Source organism: Buttiauxella selenatireducens (assembly GCF_031432975.1).
In the GTDB taxonomy this organism is placed as follows: Bacteria; Pseudomonadota; Gammaproteobacteria; order Enterobacterales; family Enterobacteriaceae; genus Buttiauxella; species Buttiauxella selenatireducens.
Genome location: NZ_CP133838.1, coordinates 2,638,429 through 2,658,677, shown reverse-complemented (window position 1 = coordinate 2,658,677; position 20,249 = coordinate 2,638,429). Strand labels below are relative to the sequence as shown.

Genomic DNA, 20,249 nt, shown 5'->3' with positions numbered 1-20,249 from the left:
GGTCAAAACCGCTTCGGCTTTTGACCTTAGCTTTTGACGTTGACGTTGGTTCCGGCTTCAATCGCGCCGGTTTTTACCCTTCAGTCGGGGTTGAGCCGCCGGGAGCGGCGAAAGAGAGCGATCGTCTGGAACGAATCGCGAACGACCGCGAATGTTGGGTGAAAAACGGTGTTTACCGCGCAGCGGCGATTGACTTGCCGGGAGTCCGGGTTCTTAGGGTGGCGACGGTGGCCACCCTAAGCTGTTCACCGGTTCGGTGACTACATAAAATCCCATTCTTCAAGTGAACGGAACTTTCACCACTTCCGACATAAATAACATCAACAGATGCTAGCATCCGATCCCCCACCAGTAATGCATTAACACACATCTGCGACCATACTCCTTGGGCGGTTAAAATTTGACCGTATCAAACCGGAGTACCCCATGAAACGTTTAGTCGATAAAGTTGCCATTGTTACCGGAGCCAGCTCAGGCATCGGTTATGTCACTGCAAAACTGTTCGCTGCCGAAGGGGCGAAAGTCGTGGTTGGTGCCAGACGTGAAGCCGAACTGGATAAACTGGTGGAAGAAATCAAAGCCGCGGGTGGTGAAGCTGTCGCGTTGTCAGGTGATGTGCGCGAAGAAGCCTACGCCAAAGCGCTGGTGGCAAAAGCGGTGGAAACGTGGGGGAGGCTGGATATTGCCTTTAACAATGCGGGGACGTTGGGTGAAAACGGCCCGAGCACAGAAGTCTCTGCTGAAGGTTTTGCCGATGCGCTGGCCATTAATCTAACCGGCGCATTTCTCGGGGCGAAACATCAAATTGCTGAAATGCTCAAACATGGCGGCGGGTCGGTAATTTTTACTTCAACCTTTGTCGGTTACACATTTGCTTTCCCACAGGTGGCCTCTTATGCCGCCAGTAAAGCCGGGCTAATTGGTTTAACTCAGGCGCTGGCATCCGAATTTGGCCCACAGAATATCCGCGTCAATTCTGTATTACCCGGAGCGGTAGATACCGATATGTATCGCGACAAAAACGCCAGCGAAGAAGCTCAAGTTTATATGGCCGGTCTTCACGCGCTTAAACGCGTTGCAAAACCGGAAGAAATCGCCCGAGCGGTACTGTGGCTCGCATCCGATGAAGCTTCGTTTGTGACGGGCACCGCCTCACTGGTGGATGGCGGTGTCTCCATTAACGGGGCTTAGTCTTTTAGGGTTCCGTTGGGGATAAGGAAAATATTGTACGTTAAGCGTTTTTGTACTGACTGATATCAACTGGCTGCCGGGGGCGATACCACCCTTCAGCCAGCTATTTATTGTTTCAACAGATATCACTGACCTCAGATTATTCTCACCCAGTCACTGAATTAAAAAAACTTCTTAATTTAAAATGTTTCTTTCTGACTAAACAGATCGCAGGGCTATGGTCGTTTTTAAAATGTGCAATATTACACATTGATTTCAACATCATTACTTTTTGATTGATAATATTCTTTTATTTCAATGTATTATAATTTTATCGGAGTTTGAGAAAAACACTATGCGTAAAAATCATTTTTACATTTAAGTGGCGTGCGTATAAATTACCGCGAAATGGCGGTGTATATATTATGAGCCATTAAATCCCTGTAAAAATAAGAACGCCGTTAACGGGTGCGTATATTTACGCGCTCAGTGGGTATGTGCGTCTGCTATTAAAAAATTGAACTACATCACGAGAAAAGAATGTCAAATATCGTACGTAAAACTTCTACAGACAGACCCTGCACACAGCATAGCAATATCATTCGAGCCAAAAAATTTACCTGGCTGGGGAGCGTATTTACCTTTCTTGTCGTCACCTCCTTAACGATAACTGATGCTTACGCCGGAGGCGATGGCGCGCCATCCGTGACGGCAGGAGGTGCGGGAAGCCAGTTAACCGGAGGCGGTGGTGGAGGCGGCGGTGCTTCAACCGGTGGTGACGGAAGTGTGAACGATGGCAAAGGGACTGATGGGCAAGGGGGAACGGCTGCCGGATTAGGGGGGGACCCAGGCATGCGGTTGACGACATCACAGACGTTGAGCGCTGATGTCGCAGGTGTTAATGGCTCTAACGGCGGTCGGCCAGGACAAGGCGGTGGTGGTGGCGGTGGCGGAAGCGGGATTATGGTTTCCGGAAACACATCACTCACTATCCTGGGAGCTAAGGTTACTGGCGGTGCCGGTGGAGTTGGTGGTCCTGATGCCTTCGATGTCGGCAGTGGCGGCGGCGGTGCTGGCGTGGTGACTGGTGGCAATCTGCTTCTCACCGGTAGCGGGGCTACCATCAGCGGGGGCGCCGGTGGTACAGGGGGAAGTGCGGGCGGCGGTGGCGGTACCGGTGTTGTGATGACCGGACGTATGGCAAATACCCTGACTAACGAAGGTAACACGATCACCGGAGGAGTCGGTGGTCGGGGAAATGCGGGTGGCGGCGGTGGGGCGGCGGTGGTCACCAACAGCAATGTCACCAACCTTACTGGAGGCGTTATCACGGGAGGCGATGGCGGTCTTCTTCCGTCTGCCAGCATCTCCGCGAGTGGCGGCGGTGGCGCGGGAATTCTGACGTCGGGTAACGGTCAGAATACGGTATTGGTGGTTAACAAAGGCGTGATTTCCGGCGGCAACGGTGGGCCTAGTTTCGCGTTTGGTAATTCTGGGCCCGGTGGTGCCGGTGAAGGTGGTGCTAAGGGTGGGAACGCTACAAATAGCTGGCTTGGCGATGGTGGCGCGGGGGTTAAAGGTGCATATTTATCCATTATTAATGCTGGAGCCATCAACGGCGGCATGAGCGGCAACCCGCTGTTTGGTAGTAGCGCACAGAGGCAGGCGAACGCCGTTGAATTTACCGATGGTGTGAACCAACTTGAATTGCAAGCCGGATGGTCGTTTGCAGGTAATGTGGTCGGTATGACCGGATCAACGAACACTCTGGTTCTGGGCGGTGATACGACACAGCCTCAGGGGACAGGGGCAACGGTTTTTGACGTTACCCAACTGGCCCCCACTGGTGGTAATGGCCAGTTTCAGGGATTTAGCGCTTTCCAGAAAACCGGTGCCAGTACATGGCAATTAACGGGCACCACAACACAAGTGACGCCGTGGAAAGTCAGCCAAGGCACGCTGTCCATCAGTGCGGATGAGGCACTGGGAGATGTGAGTGGTGTTCTGACGCTTCTGAATAATGCCACGCTTGCCACAACGGCCAGCATTTCGACGGCGCGCGATCTCGTGTTGGGGCAAGGCGGCGGGAATATTGATGTCGTATCTTCCACCGGGCTGGCTTTCGCAGGTACTGTCTCTGGACCAGGCAGTCTGACTAAATCCGGTGACGGTTCGCTGACGCTGTCGGGTAACACCCTCTGGACGGGGGACACCCGCATTGAAGGCGGCGAACTGGTGCTGGATGGCAGCAACGGCGGGGCACAACTGGTCAGTAATATCATCGGCCAGGATAACACCGCGTTGTCCCTGCGTAACGGCGCAACCCTGACCGGCTGGATCGACCCGACGGATGTTTCCATCGACAGCGCCAGTACCTGGAACATGACGGCGGATTCACTGGTGGATGACGTCAGTCTTGCCGGTACTATCAACGTTGTCGCACCGTCCGCACTGCCGATGACGGCCGGACGCACTCTGACTGCCAGCAACTGGAATGGCCAGAGTGGTACCGTCGTGCTGAATACAGTGCTGGGCGACGATGCCTCCGTGACGGATAAGATTGTCGTCAACGGCAATACCAGCGGCAACACCTTCCTGAAAGTGAATAACGCTGGCGGAAATGGGGCTTACACCCTGAACGGCATCCGGGTGGTGGAAGTGAAGGGGTTGTCTGACGGGACCTTTGCCAAATCCGGACGTATTGTGGGCGGGGTTTACGACTACAGTCTGGAGAAAAAAGGCGCGGACTGGTTCCTGACCAATCTGCGTGTTGAACCGCCAGTGGTACCAGAAACACCAAAAACGCCAGAAACACCAGAAACACCAGTGACGCCAGGACAGCCGGTGGCACCAGGCACACCGGAAACGCCGGCCAATCCGGTTATCCCAAAAACACCGGATGCTCCGGGTACGCCGGTTATTCGCCCGGAAACCGCCAGCTATACCGCCAACCTGGTAGCCGCCAATACCCTGTTCAACACCCGACTGCACGACCGTCTGGGGGAGCCGCAGTATACCGATGCGCTGACCGGCGAGAAAAAGGTCACCAGTCTGTGGCTGCGTCAGGTGGGCGGGCATAACCGCTGGAAAGACACCAGCGGGCAAATCAACACCCAGAGTAACCGTTACGTGATCCAGATGGGCGGGGATATCGCGCAGTGGAGTCAGGATGAATTGCAGCGCTGGCATCTTGGCGTGATGGGCGGGTATGGTCACAACAGCAGCAACAGCCGTTCGCATGTCACCGGCTACCATTCGGATGGCACCGTCAGTGGTTACAGTGCCGGGCTCTACGCGACCTGGTATCAGAACGACGAGACAAAACAGGGCATGTATCTGGACAGCTGGGCACAGTACAGCTGGTTTGATAATGACGTGAAAGGCCAGGATATTCAGAGCGAATCCTACAAATCCAGCGGCATGACGGCCTCACTGGAAGCGGGCTATACCCATAAACTGGGCGAATATACTGGCAGTCAGGGCTCACTGAATGAATGGTTTATTCAGCCGCAGGCGCAGGTTATCTGGATGGGTGTCACCGCAGACGACCATCGTGAGAGTAACGGGACCCACGTCAGCGGTGAAGGGGATAATAATGTGCAGACGCGTCTGGGCGTGCGGACCTTCCTGAAAGGGCACAATAAAATTGATGACGGCAAAAACCGGACCTTCCAGCCGTTTGTGGAAGTGAACTGGATCCACAATACGGAGAAATACGGCACCCGAATGGACGCGGTGAGCTTCAACCAGGCGGGAGCACAGGATGTCGGGGAGATCAAAACCGGTGTCGAAGGGCAGCTTAACCGTAACCTGAATCTGTGGGGTAACGTCGGCGTGCAGGTAGGGGATAAAGGCTACAGCGACACCGCGGCGATGGTCGGCGTGAAATACAGCTTCTGAGTGAAATGAACTGGGAGGTCAGTACTGGAAAGTACTGACCTCCCATAACTGTATCAGTTTTCTACATCCAGCTCTTTCACACGCGCGATAGAAAAACCATCCCAGCCTTTGCTACCGACTGTCTGTAACGCAGTGGCAGTAAGGCGGGGATTATTGCCCATCAACTCGATAAATGTGCGCGTCCCTTTTATGCCAGGATCGGTGCTCTCAGGGTTAATCACGCCGCCATTTCTCACCACGTTATCACCAATAATCAGTGTGCCAGGATGGGAGTATTTCAATGCCCACTCCAGATAAATGGGGTTTGACGGTTTGTCGGCATCAATAAAGATCAGATCAAAAGGTGCGCAGCCAGCCAGTTTCGGTAGAGTTTCCACCGCTGGACCAAGATGCAATTCGATAACCGTTTCAAGACCCGCAAGCTGAATATTTTTCTTTGCAACCTCCGCATGGTGCGGGCTAGCCTCAAGCGTCACTAACTTGCCATCAGCGGGCAATGCACGCGCCATCCACACTGAGCTGTAAGCCCCGAGCGTGCCAATCTCAAGGATGCGTGTAGCCTGGGTTATCTGTACCAACAACTGGAGAAATTGCCCCTGGTTGGGGGCGACATCAATGGCGGGAAGCCCGGCGGCGCTATTGTTGGCAAGGATTTTTGCAAAAATGGGATCGCATGGGATCAGGGAATTCACGAGATATTCATCTACAGCAGACCATTGTTGTTGCATTACATCACCTCATGACGTGTTTGTAACATAATACTAACAACGGCCTGCTGAATTTGCCTGGTTTATTAAAACAACTCTTCAGGGCAGTCGTTTTTTATTTAGCCGCTAACAGACAGAGCTTTAGCGCTACGTTATATGAGGCCTCAAAGGCTCGCAGGGGTAAGAATTCAAATTTGGAATGGAAGTTATGCGCACCGGTGAAGAAGTTCGGTGTTAATAACCCTTTTGCCGAAAGTGCCGCGCCGTCAGTACCGCCGCGCATCGGAATGATCTTAGGTTCGATATTCAGCTCTTTCATGGCGTCAAAAATCAGATCAATCGCACGACGGTCTTCTTTAATCGCATTACTGATATTGCTGTAAGTGTCGCTTATCTCGACGTCGACTTTAGCCGTGGGGTGTTGGGCGGCAATTTTAGCGGCGACATCATGGATCTGTTGTTTACGTGATTCAAACGAGTGGCTATCAAAATCACGGATATTCGCTTTTAATATCGCTTCATTTTGCGTGGTATTCATCCCGTTAAACCAAATATAACCTTCACGGCCTTCGGTATTTTCAGGCGTTTGGTTTCGGTCAAAATGACTGATGAAATCATGAGCCATTAACAGCGGGTTCACTAATACACCTTTTGCGGACATGGGATGCGCGGTCACACCGGTGAAACGAATCTCGGCATGCGCGGCGTTAAAGTTTTCATAAACCACTTCGCCTAATTCGCAACAATCTATAGTCCAGGCGAAATCGACATCAAAGCGTGCAAGATCCAACGCTTTTGCGCCACATAAACCAATTTCCTCATCGGGTACAAAGGCGACGACAATATCGCCGTGCTGCATGTCTGGTGTCAGGTTTTCAAGCAGCGCCATGACCACCGTGACGGCGGCTTTATTATCAGCCCCAAGAACACTGGTGCCATCGCTAAAAATGATATCTTCGTTTGGATAGGCGAGGATTTCCGGATGCTCAGCGGTACGCAGCCAAATATCCTTTTCTTGATTAAGGCATAAATCATTGCCGTTAAAGCGTAAAACTTGCGGGTAAATATCAGGTGATAACCCGACATCAACCGTATCAATATGCGTGATAAACCCCACGCATGGAGCGCCTGCAACATTGCCTTTTTTGACGGCAGTCACGGTGGCATGTTCGTCGATAACCACGTCATCCAGACCCAGTTCTCTCAGCTCGCGTGCTAGTAATTGCGCCATTTCATGTTGACCCGGCGTGCTTGGCAGCGTGGTTGCACCTGCCTTGCTTTGGCTGGTAATCGCCAGATAGCGGAAGAAGCGTTCGGTTAATTGGTCTGCGAGCGGCGATGACATTGTTATTCCTTTATTGAATATATTCGTTTGTTTGCAATCGACTTTTAATGTTATTTATTAAGCTGCTTTGTTCAAGCGTTATTCTGGGTAAAAATTATAAATAAAAGGGCAGGCATGAAAACAATCACCACAACAACCACAAAACTCGCATTGGTAATAGCGGCGCTGACAGTCAGTTCCACTGTCGCGGCAAAGACTTTGGTATATTGTTCCGAGGGCTCACCGGAAAACTTTAATCCGCAGTTATATACATCGGGAACCAGCGTGGATGCTAGTGCGGTACCGGTTTATAACCGTCTTGTTGATTTTAAAACCGGCACCACCGAGTTGCAGCCAAGCCTGGCTGAAAGCTGGGACATTAGCAGTGATGGTAAGGTTTACACTTTCCATCTGCGTAAAGGGGTAAAATTCCAAAGCAATAAATACTTCAAACCGACCCGTGACTTTAGCGCAGACGATGTCATTTTCTCATTTATGCGGCAGAAAGATCCAAAGCACCCATATCATAATGTTTCCAATGGAAACTATTCTAATTTCGAAAGTCTGGAGTTTGGCAAATTAATAACGGCGATTGATAAAGTCGATGATAATACCGTTCGCTTTACATTAGCTCACGCCGAAGCGCCATTTATTGCCGATTTGGGCTGGTATTTCGCCTCCATACTTTCTGCTGAATACGCCGATGCGATGTTAAAGGCCGGCACGCCAGAACGTGTGGATATGGATCCTGTCGGCACGGGGCCATACCGTCTGGCGCAGTATCAAAAAGATTCGCGCATTCTGTTTACCGCATTCCCGGAATACTGGCAGGGCAAAGCTAAAATCGACAAACTGGTGTTTTCAATAACGCCGGATGCCTCAGTTCGCGTGGCAAAACTTGAGAAAAACGAGTGCCAGGTCATGCCATTCCCTAATCCGGCAGATTTGCCGCGCCTGAAGGAAAATGCCGATATTAACCTGATGCAAAAAGCAGGGCTGAATACCGGTTTCCTGGCATTTAATACCCAGAAAGCGCCGTTGGATAACGTAAAAGTACGCCAGGCGCTGGCGATGGCGATTAATAAACCCGCCATTATTGAAGCGGTATTCCGTGGCACCGGAACGGCGGCGAAAAACCTTTTGCCACCGGGTGTGTGGAGCGCTGACGACACGATTAAAGATTACGAATATGACCCAGAGAAAGCCAAAGCGCTGCTTAAAGAGGCCGGTTTTGCCGACGGCATGACCATCGATCTTTGGGCGATGCCCGTGCAGCGTCCTTATAATCCGAACGCCAAACGTATGGCTGAGATGATTCAGGCTGACTGGGCGAAAATCGGTGTCACGGCAAAAGTCGTCACTTACGAATGGGGCGAGTATTTAAAACGCGTGAAAAGTGGCGAGCATCAGGCGGCGCTGATGGGTTGGACGACAGCCACAGGCGACCCGGATAACTTCTTCGGCCCGCTGTTTACCTGTCGCTCAGCAGAGGGGGGATCCAACTCGGCAAAATGGTGTTATCAGCCGTTTGATAAGCTGATTCTGGAGGCGAGGACGTCGAGCGATCATGAAAAACGCGTGGCGTTATACAAAGAAGCGCAGCAGATGATGCATGATCAAATGCCTGCGGTAATGATTGCGCACTCGACGATTTTCGAGCCGGTTCGCAAAGAAGTCACCGGATACGAAGTTGATCCGTTTGGTAAGCATATTTTTTATCAGGTGGATGTGAAGTAGGCTGGCAGCAAGTCAGAAGAAGCGGGTGCATTGTGCACCCGCTTTTTTTTTACTTATTCCTCGTCCGGTAACGCGTAAGCGATGATGTAATCACCCCTGTCAGGAGACTGACGTGCGCCGCCTGCGTTAATCACAATGTACTGCTTACCGGTTTTCGGTGACACATAGGTCATCGGGCCAGACTGGCTGCCCACTGGCAGACGTGATTTCCAGATTTCCTTACCGTTTGCGGTATCAAACGCGCGCAGATAGAAATCCTGTGTACCCGCGAAGAACAGCAGGCCGGACTGCGTGGACAACGACGCACCGAGCGTTGGCATGCCGATTGGAATCGGCAAGTGCATGCGAATGCCCAGCGGGCCGGTGTCTTGTACTGTACCCACCGGCACCTGCCAGACGATTTTCCCGGATTTCAGGTCAACGGCTGACATGGTACCGAAAGGAGGTTTTTGGCAGGGAATGCCCAGCGGCGAAAGGAAACGTTCGCGCATCGCACCAAACGGTGTGCCGTCCATTGGAACAATACCCATCTCGATGCCGCTGGCATTTTTCGCAACGTTTGCACGCGGCACCATATAATTTGCCAGCCCCAGACGCATATCGTTAACAAACATCAGGCTGTTGTTTGGGTCAACGGAAACACTGCCCCAGTTCATTCCCCCAAGCGATCCTGGGAATTGCAGGGAACGATCCAGACCTGGTGGTGTGTATACACCTTCGTGACGCATCCCTTTAAATTCGATGCGGCAAATCAACAAGTCGATCGGGGTTGCGCCCCACATATCCGATTCGGTCAGGGTTTCATTGCCAATCATTGGCATTCCGACGGAGTACGGCTGGGTTTTCGAATAGCGCTCGCCTTCAATATTACCCTGCGGAACCGGACGCTCTTCCACTTTCGCAACAGGTTCACCGGTTTCGCGGTTAAGCATGAAAATCATGCCCTGTTTGGAAGTCTGGACGATGACTGGCGTGGTAGCGCCTTTGCCGTCGGGTAAGTCATACAGCAGCGGTTGTGATGGCAGGTCGAAATCCCACAGATCGTGATGGGTGGTTTGATAATACCAGCGTACCTGGCCCGTTGACGCATCGACCGCAACAATAGAGGAGCTGTATTTGTCATCTTGTGCAGTACGTGTGCCGCCGAAGAAATCAGGTGTTGCGTTACCGGTCGGCAGGTAAATCAAACCGAGTTTCTCGTCGTATGACATTGCGGACCAGACGTTAGGCGTGCCGCGTGTATAGGTCTGGCCTTCCGGTGGAACGCCGGTAATCGCCGGGTTGCCCGGGTCCCACGCCCATGCCAATTTGCCGGTGTGAACGTCATAAGCGCGCACCACACCAGGAGGTTCACCCGTGGAGAAGTTATCCGCCACACGTCCGCCCACAACCACGACATTCCCCGCTACCAATGGTGTAGAGGTTTGCTGGTAATAACCCGGTTTGACTTCGCCCATACCGACTTTCAAATCCACGGTACCGTGGTCACCAAAGTCTTCGCACAATTTGCCGTTATCGGCGTTAATCGCCAGCAGACGTGCATCGGTGGTCGGCAGGAACAGGCGGCGAGGGCAGAGCGCAGGCTGCGCAGTCTCTGCCACAGGCGTTACGGCGTGTTGAGTGGTTTCTTCGTAATAACCTAAACCACGGCAGCGTTGCCAGTTTGGCGCGGTCGCCTTGCTGTCAAAACGCCATTTTTCTTTGCCAGAATCCACATCCAGCGCCAGCACTTTGCTGTACGGCGTGCAGACAAACAGCGTATCGCCTACTTGTAATGGGGTGTTTTGATCTTCAGCACCTGAACCGTTGCTTTGCGGAATATCTCCCGTGTGAGCAACCCAGGCCACTTTCAGATTGCTGACGTTACCTTTGTTGATTTGATCGAGCGCGGCAAAACGGTCACCGTGAGGGGTATTACCCCAGTGTTTCCAGTCTTTTTGCACATCACCCGGCGCAACCGGTTTTACCGGCACGTCTTCATTGGCGGCAACTTGTACCTGTGGTACGAACATCCAGCCTGCGCTCACCAGCATACAAACAGCGAGCAGAGCGGCGATGCCATAAGCAGGCGCTTTTTTTACCGCCGCCTTACTGTGCGCAGCTCGTAAAATCGGCCAGCTAATGGCGGACAGGAAAGCCAGCACTGCAAAGGTAAACAGGCGCGAAAATAACGGCCAAAAATCCAGTCCTGCATCGCTGATAGCCCAAAATAGTGAGCAGATGAATGCCAGGCCATACAGCACCAGGCCCGCAGTTTTCTTTTTAAAAATCAAAACGGCGGAGATGAGCATGGCGATGCCCATCAGCAGGAAATAAAAGCTTCCGCCAAGTGCCACGAGATAAGCACCGCCAATGCCAATAGCGAGGCCGATCAAACCTATCAGCCCGCCAAGAACCCACAGCAATCCTAATGCCAGGCCGCGTGGGGGAGTGTAACTTTCCATAACGTTCTCCTGTCGAAGTGTGTTCCGCACACTTCATGTGCTACAACGTCTCCTTGTCGCAGGAGATCGTTTGATTTGTACCGTCTGGTGTAATAATTGATGTGATCGTTCGCTTTTAACGAGAGTTAAAAGGGTGCGATACACAATAATGAACCAAATGGTTAATGTTTGGGTATCATAATCTCCCGTTATGATATTGCAAAGTTGTTAATGAGAGATTTCGCATTTATTGCGAACAGGTGAGAAAGAAGAGGGAGAGAGTCGGGTAATCGGAATATTACCCGGCAAGGGCTTAATGATGGGTTGTCGACAGCGGGAGACGGAACTCACGCAATTCGGGTTTCAGGAAAACGGTGCGTAAATGTCGGTTACTGATAAACCAGATTTCATCTCGGTCGTTAGAAAGAATGTACCAGGCGTCAGACGATTCAGAAGGATTAAAGCACCCCAGCGCCCGATAACAAGTTTCCGAGTTGAACCCGCTCTGGAGAGGCAACGGGCGTGGCCCATTGTCCATTTCCACTATTTTTACGTAGAGTCCTTGCTCGAGCCAAAGCATAAGTCACCTTTTATTGTCTATTTTTCTAAGTATAGACAACAAAAGGTTTTTGCTTTTAAGCGATACGATTATCTGCCACAGAAGCTGTACGGCTGATTTTTACCGGTACAGATTTTGATGTTGGCGTACCTGTGCCATCACCGACGCTTGTCAGTGGAACCAATGGGTTCGTTTCGGGGTAATACGCGGCTAAATTGCCACGCGGAATATTGTACGGCACGATTTTGAACCCGCTGACTTTACGGGTAATGCCATCATTCCAGATGGTTTCAATATCCACCAAATCACCGTCATGCAATTCCAGCGCGCTAAGATCTTCCGGATTAATAAACAACACCTCACGTTGGCCGTAAACGCCACGGTAACGATCGTCCAGCCCATAAATGGTTGTGTTGTACTGGTCATGAGAGCGCAGAGTTTGGAGTACAAACGGTGCCGTTAACTCACCGAACAAAGACTCTGGCAGCGGAGCGGCGCTGAATTCGGCTTTGCCCGATGGCGTATTAAAGCGCAACTGCGCGGCCGCATTGCCAAGCCAGAATCCACCGGGTTTCTCGCATTGCTGGTTGAAGTCTTTAAAACCGGGCAGGGTGGCGGCAATGTGGTCGCGGATTAAATCGTAGTTGTCTGCCAACGCTCGCCAGTCTACTTTCTCGCATCCCAGAACGGCCGCGGCAATACCCGTGACAATCGCTGTTTCTGAACGTTGAGTGTCAGCAATGGGTTTCCCAATCCCTTCGGAAGCGTGCACCATACTGAACGAATCTTCGACGGTGATGAACTGCCGCCCGCTGGCCTGCATATCTTCTTCGGTGCGGCCAAGGGTGGGTAAAATCAGTGCCGCTTTACCTGGCACCAAATGGCTGCGATTGAGTTTGGTGCTGATATGAACCGTCAGACCGCAGCGCTGCAAGGCTTCTTCAGTGCGCGGGCTGTCTGGTGCTGCCGCCGCAAGATTCCCGCCAAGTGCAATCAATACTTTAACTTCATCACGCAGCATGGCGGCAAGCGCTTCCACGGTGTTATGACCCCGCGCGCGTGGAGGCTCAAAATCAAAATGCGCCGCCAGGCTATCGAGCAACGCCGCAGAGGGTTTTTCATCAATCCCCATCGTGCGATTACCCTGCACATTACTGTGGCCGCGTACCGGGCAAAGTCCGGCACCTTCTTTGCCCAAATGGCCGCCCAACAGTTGCAGGTTAACGATTTCACGCACCGTATTGAGCGAATGCTTATGTTGGGTTATCCCCATCGCCCAGGTGCAAATCACGCGCTCGGCCTGCTGCCAGACCGCAGCGGCATCGCGTAATTGCTGTTCGGTCAATCCTGATTGTTGGGTGATGTGCTCCCAACCGGTGTTGTCGATTTCGGCAAACCAGGCTTCCACGCCTTGCGTGTGTTCAGCGATAAATTGCGCGTCAAAAATACCTGCATGACCTTGCGCCAGTTGCTGACGGTGAGTTTCCAGCAACGCTTTCGCCATACCGCGAATAGCCGCCATATCGCCGCCCAAATTGGGCTGGTAATAATACGTGCTGATGTTGCCCGCCAGCGGCGTGACCACTTCTAACGGCTTTTGCGGATCGGCAAAGCGTTCAAGGCCACGCTCGCGTAACGTATTAAAGGTGACAATTTGCGCGCCGTTTTCTGCGGCGTGACGCAAGCTGTGTAACATGCGTGGGTGATTGGTTCCTGGGTTTTGGCCAAACACGAAAATGGCATTGGCTTTATCAAAATCGTTGAGATGAATCGTGCCTTTACCCACGCCGATACTGCGCTTCAGGCCGCTGCCGCTGGCTTCGTGACACATATTCGAGCAATCAGGGAAGTTGTTCGTCCCGACCATACGGCCAAAAAGTTGATACAGATAAGAGGCTTCGTTGCTGGCGCGCCCGGAGGTATACAGCTCCATCTGGTCGGGATTATCCAGCGCATTGATATGTTGAGCGATCAACTTAAAGGCATCATCCCAGCTTATCGCTTCGTAATGGTCGGTTTGTGGATTGTAACTGAGCGGTTCGGTTAAACGCCCTTGATACTCAAGGAAATAATCGCTTTGCTGGTACAGTTTACTGACGCTGTGCTGCTCAAAAAACGCATGGTCGATGAATCGGCTAGTCGCTTCCCAGGTGACGGCCTTCGCGCCGTTCTCGCAGAAGCTAAAAGTACTTTTATTGTCATCGCCCCACGCGCATCCCGGGCAGTCAAACCCTTTGGCTTTATTCATCCGCATCAGGTTGCGCAGGTTTTTTAAGGCGTGTTTGCTGTCGATAACAAAGCGAGTCGTGGCTTCAAGCGAGCCCCAGCCACCGGCCGCAGCGTGATAGGGTTTAATAGCAGATTTAAATTTCATATTACCGGTATCTATCCTTTGGGCGACGGCGACCGCACGCGGTGACGCCATTCATCATGACAAATAGTTTACTCCTCTTTAACCAGTCTGTAAGCCCGGCTACTTGTCAGACATTAATGTGTTAACCCCATTACATCTATTTTAACAAACCTCTCCAGGATTAATTAGATGATATGCGGGGCTTTGTTCTATACATTACTAACAAGTATCAGTAATAAGAAGTACAAATTTAATAAGATTGAGGCAGCAAACAGGAACCAGAATATGTAGCCTTCACCTGAACCAGCCTCTTTTAGCTGGATATTGAATTTGTATAGGATGTTTGCCTTCATACATTGATTTAATCTCATTTAAAAAATCCCTATGTGTTTTATCATAGAAATTTAAATGTTCAGTCCAATTTTCTTTAAATACTGGCAACACTAAGCGTAAAACTTCCTCGTCTTTAACGTAGGTCATCAACTCATGGAAACTTTTATTCAAGTCACTCTTCACATTTCTGAACCTTTCAACACGGTTTCTAAATTCTTCATTCAGGTTCGTTTTATGAACATCCCCGCCAGAAGTCAGCAAATATTTACCAGCCTCTACATATCCAAAGATACGATCATTTTCTTGTAAAAAGTAACGATAATCAGCTTCAAATCTATGTACCAGAGCGACTAAATTAAACTCAGTCATAATTAGCCTTTGCGAAAATAAGGATTATCCTCAACAGAAAGGAAGGAACGATCAAAATGTTTTCTGTCACCCTCAAGCCTTCTTTGATTTAAATATTATTATATGGGTTTAGTCACTGGAGGAACAGGTGCCCACTCATTATTGTTACTGCCAATGGTCTGGGTGGTATTAATTTAGCTATGTCATCACCACATCATTATGAATTTTTCTAAAGGTTCACAACGCTCCTGATAATAAACCTCGTTAGCTTTGATGATATTTACATATTCATTAAATCGTGTCATGGCTAGCATTAAATCTTTAGTTGATGAACAACCATCAAAATGATTAAAAACTAAAGGCGCATCATCCTTACTAACTTGCAGTTCTACATCAAGTTGGTAATAGATGTTATCTTCTTCACTTTTAGAAACCCGTACGGCTACAGAATGAATTAACATTAAACTTTGATTTTCTTCTTTCTGCTCCGAGTCACGAAGAATTTTAGATGAATACATGGCAATAATTTGAGTCATTTTTATTTGGTACCGGTTTCATATCTATGTTTAGAGGCATACAAAAAGACTACTTTTTCATTAAAATAATATCTGGATTACGCTTATACATATTTCTATCACCTCGCTTTATTTGGCTTGATTTAAGTTAACCCGCTTTACTGAATCGTTCAATCATTAACCAGATATTTTCTATAAAATTTTTCTATGAACTTGTATCTAAAATGAATATTTAATTATATGCGCACTATTTCAGGGCAATTCCTTTGCCCGTTGTTAATTACTGTTAAGCAATGGTTATTACCTTTGGTGATTTAGCATATCAATGTAGTAACTCTATACAGGCATCATGGAGCGTTTCAGACCTTGCAGCGGCGCTGATATGAAACAGAGATTGTTTAGGGGCTTTAAGCCGGGGTATTGAGCAAGTGGGTATTGCCATTCACGAGATGGATAACGTGACGCAACAGAACGCTTCCCTAGTTGAAGAAGCGTCTGCGGCGGCTTCGTCCCTTGAGGAACAGGCTGCACGTTTAACCGCGGCGGTAGGCATTTTCCGTTTAGACAACCAGCATCACACGATAGCGGCTAAGAAGGAAAATCCTAAGCAGCCCTCGTCCAGGCCGCACACCGTGGTGAATGATGACGATAACTGGGCGACTTTTTAACCGCCATTAATTGAAGGATGTCGCTGCCGCTCATCCCCTACAACGACCCTGCGACGGGTCTGTGTCAGTGGGTTAGCGTAGCGACATCCGACATTAACGCTTACTCCAGTTCCAACCGTAAATTAAGTGATGCTATCTCCTCGCGCCACTGCTGCTGTAACGCCGGTTTTTGATGGCCGGGTTTGCGTGCTAAGTCCTGAGCCAGCTTCTCCTCCAGTTCCACCAACCGTTCCAGCCAGCTATCTGCTGCCGAAGGGTTTGCCACCACGACTGGCAGCTCCGATGCTGATGGTGACAACGTAACGCTTGCATTTTCACTCGCCAGTTGCGCATACAACCCATCCAAAGAGTGCCACTCGCTAAGTTCGCCATCATCAATCAACCAGAAGCGATTACAGCTTTTGGCGATTAACGTCCGGTCGTGCGTCACCAACAACACGCCACCTTCGTAGCTTTGCAACGTTTCGGCCAACGCCTCTTTGCCTTCCATATCCAGGTGGTTGGTCGGCTCATCAAGCAGCAGCAACGAATAACGCGCCAACGTCAGGCCAACAAATAACAGCCTTGAACGCTCACCACCGCTTAATGTGCTGACCGTTTGTCCGTGCCGCAACCAGGCAAAACCCGCGCTGATTAACGCCATTTTGCGGTCGCGCTCGGTTAATGGGGCAAAAGGTTCGAGCGCTTGAAGCAACGTGTCGTCATCTTTTAACTGGTGCAACGTTTGGTCGTAATAGCCCATCTCGACGCGAGGATGCAGACGGATCCCGGACTCATCCTGCGGCGGCTGATTTTGTGACTGTAAATAGTGCTGCCACAGCATGCGTAACAGCGACGATTTACCACATCCGTTGCGGCCAATTATTGCCACCCGATCACCACTTTTCAGGCGCTGCATTGCCAGGGTAAACAGCGGTGAGCAATCTGGCGCAGGGCTGACAGCCAAGTTTTGCATTTCCAGCAAACGATCCGCCGGTAACGCTGCACCCTTTAATATCAGTTGCCACAGATTTGCCTCACTCAGTTCGGTTTGGCTGTCTTTTAATTTGTCGATGCGCTTTTCCATTTGCTTGGCTTTGCGCGCCAGGTCTTCGTTATCGTAAACCCGGCCCCAAATTGCGAGACGCTTCGCACTGGCTGCAATACGGTCGATTTCCTTTTGCTCCGCCTGATGGCGGTGCGCGTCGGTACGGTCACGTTCAACCAGGGCCGCGCGTGCAGCGGAGCAGGGTAACTGGAAGAAACTGAGTGTGCGGTCGCGCAAAATCCACGTGCCGTTGGTCACACTATCCAACAAATGTTGATCGTGGGAAACCAACACAAAGCTGCCATTCCAGTTTTGTAAGAACTGCTCAAGCCACAGCAAAGTGGGCAAATCGAGGTGGTTGCTGGGTTCATCAAGCAACAGAAGATCCGGCTCGGTAATCAACGCACGCGCCAGTAATAAACGCGTATGTTGGCCGCCACTCAATGTTCCGGCGGTGAGTTGCCACGCGGCTTCATCAAACCCCATGCTGGCCAGAAGTGCCTGTGCCCGCCAGCCGTCGGTATGCTGTTGCGCGTCGCTTAGCCGCGCCATCACAGCATCGAGTAACGTCAGTGCATGCAAATCTTCAGGGAGATGTTGTTCGACGCGCGCCAGGAGGCAGTGATGCGCACGCGTCACGCTGCCACTATTTGCAGAAATAGTGCCATCGAGCAGTTTCAGAAGGGTACTTTTACCGCAGCCGTTGTGGCCGATTAAACCCAGGCGATCGCCTTTTTTCAGCGTAAAGGTAATGTCTGCCAGCAGTGGGCCAAAGGCGGTATCAAGGCTAAGAGATTGTGCGGTTAATAATGTGCTCATTGTGCTTACTCAAGAGTTAGGCGATAAAACGCCTCGTCTAATTCGACGATAACCCGGTAAGCCCGAGGGAAGGTTTTCCCCTTCATACTTCAAGTCGCTGGTGCGTTGGCTGCGTTCACTCACCCTAATCACTTACTTGAGTAAGCTCATAGGGACTCGCTTTCTTGCCGCCTGCCCGCCACTCGAATTATTTTGGGGTGGAAGTCATAAGCTTCGCTCAAGCCGGATTATCGCAGTGCGATATCGATAACGCTTGAGCTATGGCGATCACCAAGGGTATGCGAAATAGACAACATTTCACAAAACAGCATGGGATCCTCCTTATATATTCAGTGGGTTGATAGGTGGTGAAATCCTGGCAGAAAAGTGGGGGAAATTCCAGTGGCTTAGCAGAAAACGTACGCCAGCCTGGCGTACGTTTACACGGCTGTCAGAACGGCAACGGACGCGGCTGCATTTGCAGGGTTATCCAGCGTAACTCAATAAATTCGTTGACGCCCGCAAGCCCGCCAAAACGCCCGTAACCAGACTCTTTGACGCCGCCAAACGGCATTTGTGCTTCATCGTGTACGGTTGGGCTATTGATGTGGCAAATTCCACTTTGAATACGGCTGGCAATATTCCATGCCCGCGCAGTATCGCGGCTGAATACGGCGGCTGAAAGCCCGAGGTCGTTATCATTGGCGATAGCCAGCGCTTCCTCGTCGTTTTTGGCGCGGATAATCCCTTTAACCGGGCCAAAGGATTCTTCGTGATAGATGCGCATGTCTGAGGTGACAAAATCCAGAACCGTGGCGGGCATTAATGTTGAATCCGCTTTGCCACCCGCAACCAGTTTTGCCCCTTTTCCCAGCGCGTCATCGATCAAATCATTGCAACGTGAAACCGTCTGCACATCCACTACCGAGCCCAAAACGGTCGGGCCGTGACGCGGGTCGCCACATGGCAAACTCGCGGCTTTAGCAGCAAACTTCGCGACAAAATCATCGGCGATCCGCTCATCAACAATAATACGCTCAGTCGACATGCAGATTTGCCCCGAGTTGGCAAAAGCCCCGAAGGCCGCGCAATTCACTGCCAGCTCAATATCGGCGTCGTGCAGCACCAGCAACGGAGCTTTGCCACCCAATTCCAAAACCACCGGTTTCAGGTAGCGTGCACACGTTTGGGCGATGATCCGCCCGACGTGCGTCGAGCCGGTGAAATTCACACGCCGCACCGCCGAATGGGCAATCATCGCCTCGACGACACTTGCGGCATCTTGTGGCGCATTTGTCACAAAGTTGACTACCCCAGCGGGGAACCCGGCTTCATTGAGTGCATCGATAATTAAACCGTGAGTGGCGGGCGAAATTTCTGAGCCTTTGAGCACTACGCAGTTACCACACGCGAGTGGGGTCGCAATCGCCCGCACGCCGAGGATGACGGGCGCATTCCACGGTGCCATTCCCAGAACCACACCTGCAGGCTGGCGGATTGCCATGGCCAGGTTGCCAGGCACATCGGAAGGGATCACGTCGCCGTTAATTTGCGTGGTGAGTGCTGCAGCTTCACGCAGCAGTCCGGCCCCCAGATGTACGTTAAATTCAGCCCATTGTGCCGTTGCTCCGGTTTCTGAAGCCATCGCGGTGATAAACGCGGTTTGTTTCGCTTCCAGCGCATCCGCCGCTTTCAGAAGCAAAGCGCGGCGTTGATTCGGCCCGGTTTGCGACCAACTGGCGAAGGCCTGGTTTGCGGCTTCCACCGCAGCGCGTGCATCGTTGACCGTCGCGGCGGGGGCGACAGTGGCGACTTGTTCATCGAGGGGATTACGGCGTTCAAACGTGGCCTGGTTCTGTGCCCCAACAGGTAATCCATTGATGAGCATAGAAATAGAGACAGGGGATAAGTTCGGCATCTGACACCTCTTTTGTTATTGAAATGTTAAGGTGCCATCCAGTGTAGCCAGAATAAGGTTGTTTTCCCAGTGATTTACCCGCGCTGATATTTTTACCCCGCAAGCTCTCAAACCCCATATAGTGATACGTTAGCGAATAGATTCGAGGACAAAATGTTAAAAGTCATCGCCGAAGATTTTATAAAGCCCGAGGACGTTGAAATTGTCATCCCTTTGTACCGGGAGCTGGTTGAAGCCACTAAACAAGAGCCTCTTTGTATTGCCTATGATTTGTTTATTGATGAGAAGGACCCAGGCCATTTCATTTTTATAGAGGAATGGTTTGATCGTGCGGCGCTGGATGCGCATTGCGCCAGTGAGCATTTCAGACGGTTGGTCCCGTTGATTGATCAACACACGAGAAAGGAAGCAACGTACATTCTGATGACCGCTTTTTGAACTCCGTCATCTGGGTGAGAATAACTCACTC

The 20,249-nt window shown here is 51.0% G+C and carries 14 protein-coding genes and 1 pseudogene; 6 read left to right on the top strand and 9 right to left on the bottom strand.

Annotation, left to right across the window (positions count from 1 at the left end):
* The first annotated feature begins 20 nt into the window (after nt 1-20).
* The 3 genes from RHD99_RS12240 (at nt 21) to RHD99_RS12230 (ending at nt 5,070) form a co-directional block, all read left to right on the top strand.
* Nucleotides 21-260, top strand: coding sequence for a hypothetical protein (locus RHD99_RS12240; RefSeq protein ID WP_309874119.1), 240 nt, complete (start codon nt 21-23; stop codon nt 258-260).
* 166 nt (nt 261-426) lie between these two features.
* Nucleotides 427-1,191, top strand: coding sequence for an SDR family oxidoreductase (locus RHD99_RS12235; protein WP_270138631.1), 765 nt, complete (start codon nt 427-429; stop codon nt 1,189-1,191).
* A 519-nt stretch (nt 1,192-1,710) separates the two neighbouring features.
* Nucleotides 1,711-5,070, top strand: coding sequence for an autotransporter outer membrane beta-barrel domain-containing protein (locus RHD99_RS12230; RefSeq protein WP_309874118.1), 3,360 nt, complete (start codon nt 1,711-1,713; stop codon nt 5,068-5,070).
* 53 nt (nt 5,071-5,123) lie between these two features.
* On the opposite strand, the gene RHD99_RS12225 is transcribed toward RHD99_RS12230, so the two are convergent.
* Entirely contained in the window at nt 5,124-5,798 is a 675-nt protein-coding gene (locus tag RHD99_RS12225) for an O-methyltransferase (protein ID WP_309874116.1), read from the bottom strand.
* A gap of 94 nt (nt 5,799-5,892) precedes the next feature.
* Nucleotides 5,893-7,122 (bottom strand): peptidase T, encoded by a 1,230-nt coding sequence (gene pepT, locus RHD99_RS12220; protein ID WP_309874115.1) that lies wholly within the window; start codon nt 7,120-7,122, stop codon nt 5,893-5,895.
* Between the two features lie 114 nt (nt 7,123-7,236).
* Here pepT and RHD99_RS12215 point away from each other — a divergent pair, with 114 nt between their 5' ends.
* Nucleotides 7,237-8,838: an ABC transporter substrate-binding protein gene (locus tag RHD99_RS12215; protein ID WP_309874114.1), complete on the top strand. Its 1,602-nt coding sequence runs from the start codon at nt 7,237-7,239 to the stop codon at nt 8,836-8,838.
* A 53-nt stretch (nt 8,839-8,891) separates the two neighbouring features.
* On the opposite strand, the gene RHD99_RS12210 is transcribed toward RHD99_RS12215, so the two are convergent.
* From RHD99_RS12210 to RHD99_RS12190, 5 genes are all read right to left on the bottom strand, one after another.
* Nucleotides 8,892-11,282, bottom strand: a complete 2,391-nt coding sequence (locus tag RHD99_RS12210; protein WP_309874112.1) for a glucose/quinate/shikimate family membrane-bound PQQ-dependent dehydrogenase — start codon at nt 11,280-11,282, stop codon at nt 8,892-8,894.
* Between the two features lie 292 nt (nt 11,283-11,574).
* On the bottom strand, nt 11,575-11,841 hold the full coding sequence (locus RHD99_RS12205) for a hypothetical protein (protein WP_183271463.1): 267 nt from the start codon (nt 11,839-11,841) through the stop codon (nt 11,575-11,577).
* Nucleotides 11,842-11,896: 55 nt separating this feature from the next.
* Entirely contained in the window at nt 11,897-14,194 is a 2,298-nt protein-coding gene (locus RHD99_RS12200) for an FdhF/YdeP family oxidoreductase (RefSeq protein ID WP_309874109.1), read from the bottom strand.
* A gap of 273 nt (nt 14,195-14,467) precedes the next feature.
* Complete coding sequence (locus RHD99_RS12195; protein ID WP_309874107.1) at nt 14,468-14,875, bottom strand: hypothetical protein; 408 nt, start codon at nt 14,873-14,875, stop codon at nt 14,468-14,470.
* A gap of 185 nt (nt 14,876-15,060) precedes the next feature.
* The gene (locus tag RHD99_RS12190) at nt 15,061-15,390 is read right to left on the bottom strand and encodes a hypothetical protein (RefSeq protein ID WP_309874106.1); all 330 of its coding nucleotides are present in this window, start codon (nt 15,388-15,390) and stop codon (nt 15,061-15,063) included.
* Nucleotides 15,391-15,779: 389 nt separating this feature from the next.
* On the opposite strand from RHD99_RS12190, the pseudogene RHD99_RS12185 reads away from it, so the two are divergent.
* Nucleotides 15,780-16,037 (top strand): annotated as a pseudogene (locus tag RHD99_RS12185) (methyl-accepting chemotaxis protein); the annotation flags it as partial.
* Nucleotides 16,038-16,137: 100 nt separating this feature from the next.
* Here RHD99_RS12185 and RHD99_RS12180 read toward each other — a convergent pair.
* On the bottom strand, nt 16,138-17,883 hold the full coding sequence (locus RHD99_RS12180; RefSeq protein ID WP_309874104.1) for an ABC-F family ATP-binding cassette domain-containing protein: 1,746 nt from the start codon (nt 17,881-17,883) through the stop codon (nt 16,138-16,140).
* Nucleotides 17,884-18,313: 430 nt separating this feature from the next.
* The gene (locus RHD99_RS12175) at nt 18,314-19,780 is read right to left on the bottom strand and encodes an aldehyde dehydrogenase (protein ID WP_309874102.1); all 1,467 of its coding nucleotides are present in this window, start codon (nt 19,778-19,780) and stop codon (nt 18,314-18,316) included.
* A gap of 153 nt (nt 19,781-19,933) precedes the next feature.
* Here RHD99_RS12175 and RHD99_RS12170 point away from each other — a divergent pair, with 153 nt between their 5' ends.
* The gene (locus tag RHD99_RS12170; RefSeq protein ID WP_309874101.1) at nt 19,934-20,218 is read left to right on the top strand and encodes a putative quinol monooxygenase; all 285 of its coding nucleotides are present in this window, start codon (nt 19,934-19,936) and stop codon (nt 20,216-20,218) included.
* The last annotated feature ends 31 nt before the right edge of the window (nt 20,219-20,249 follow it).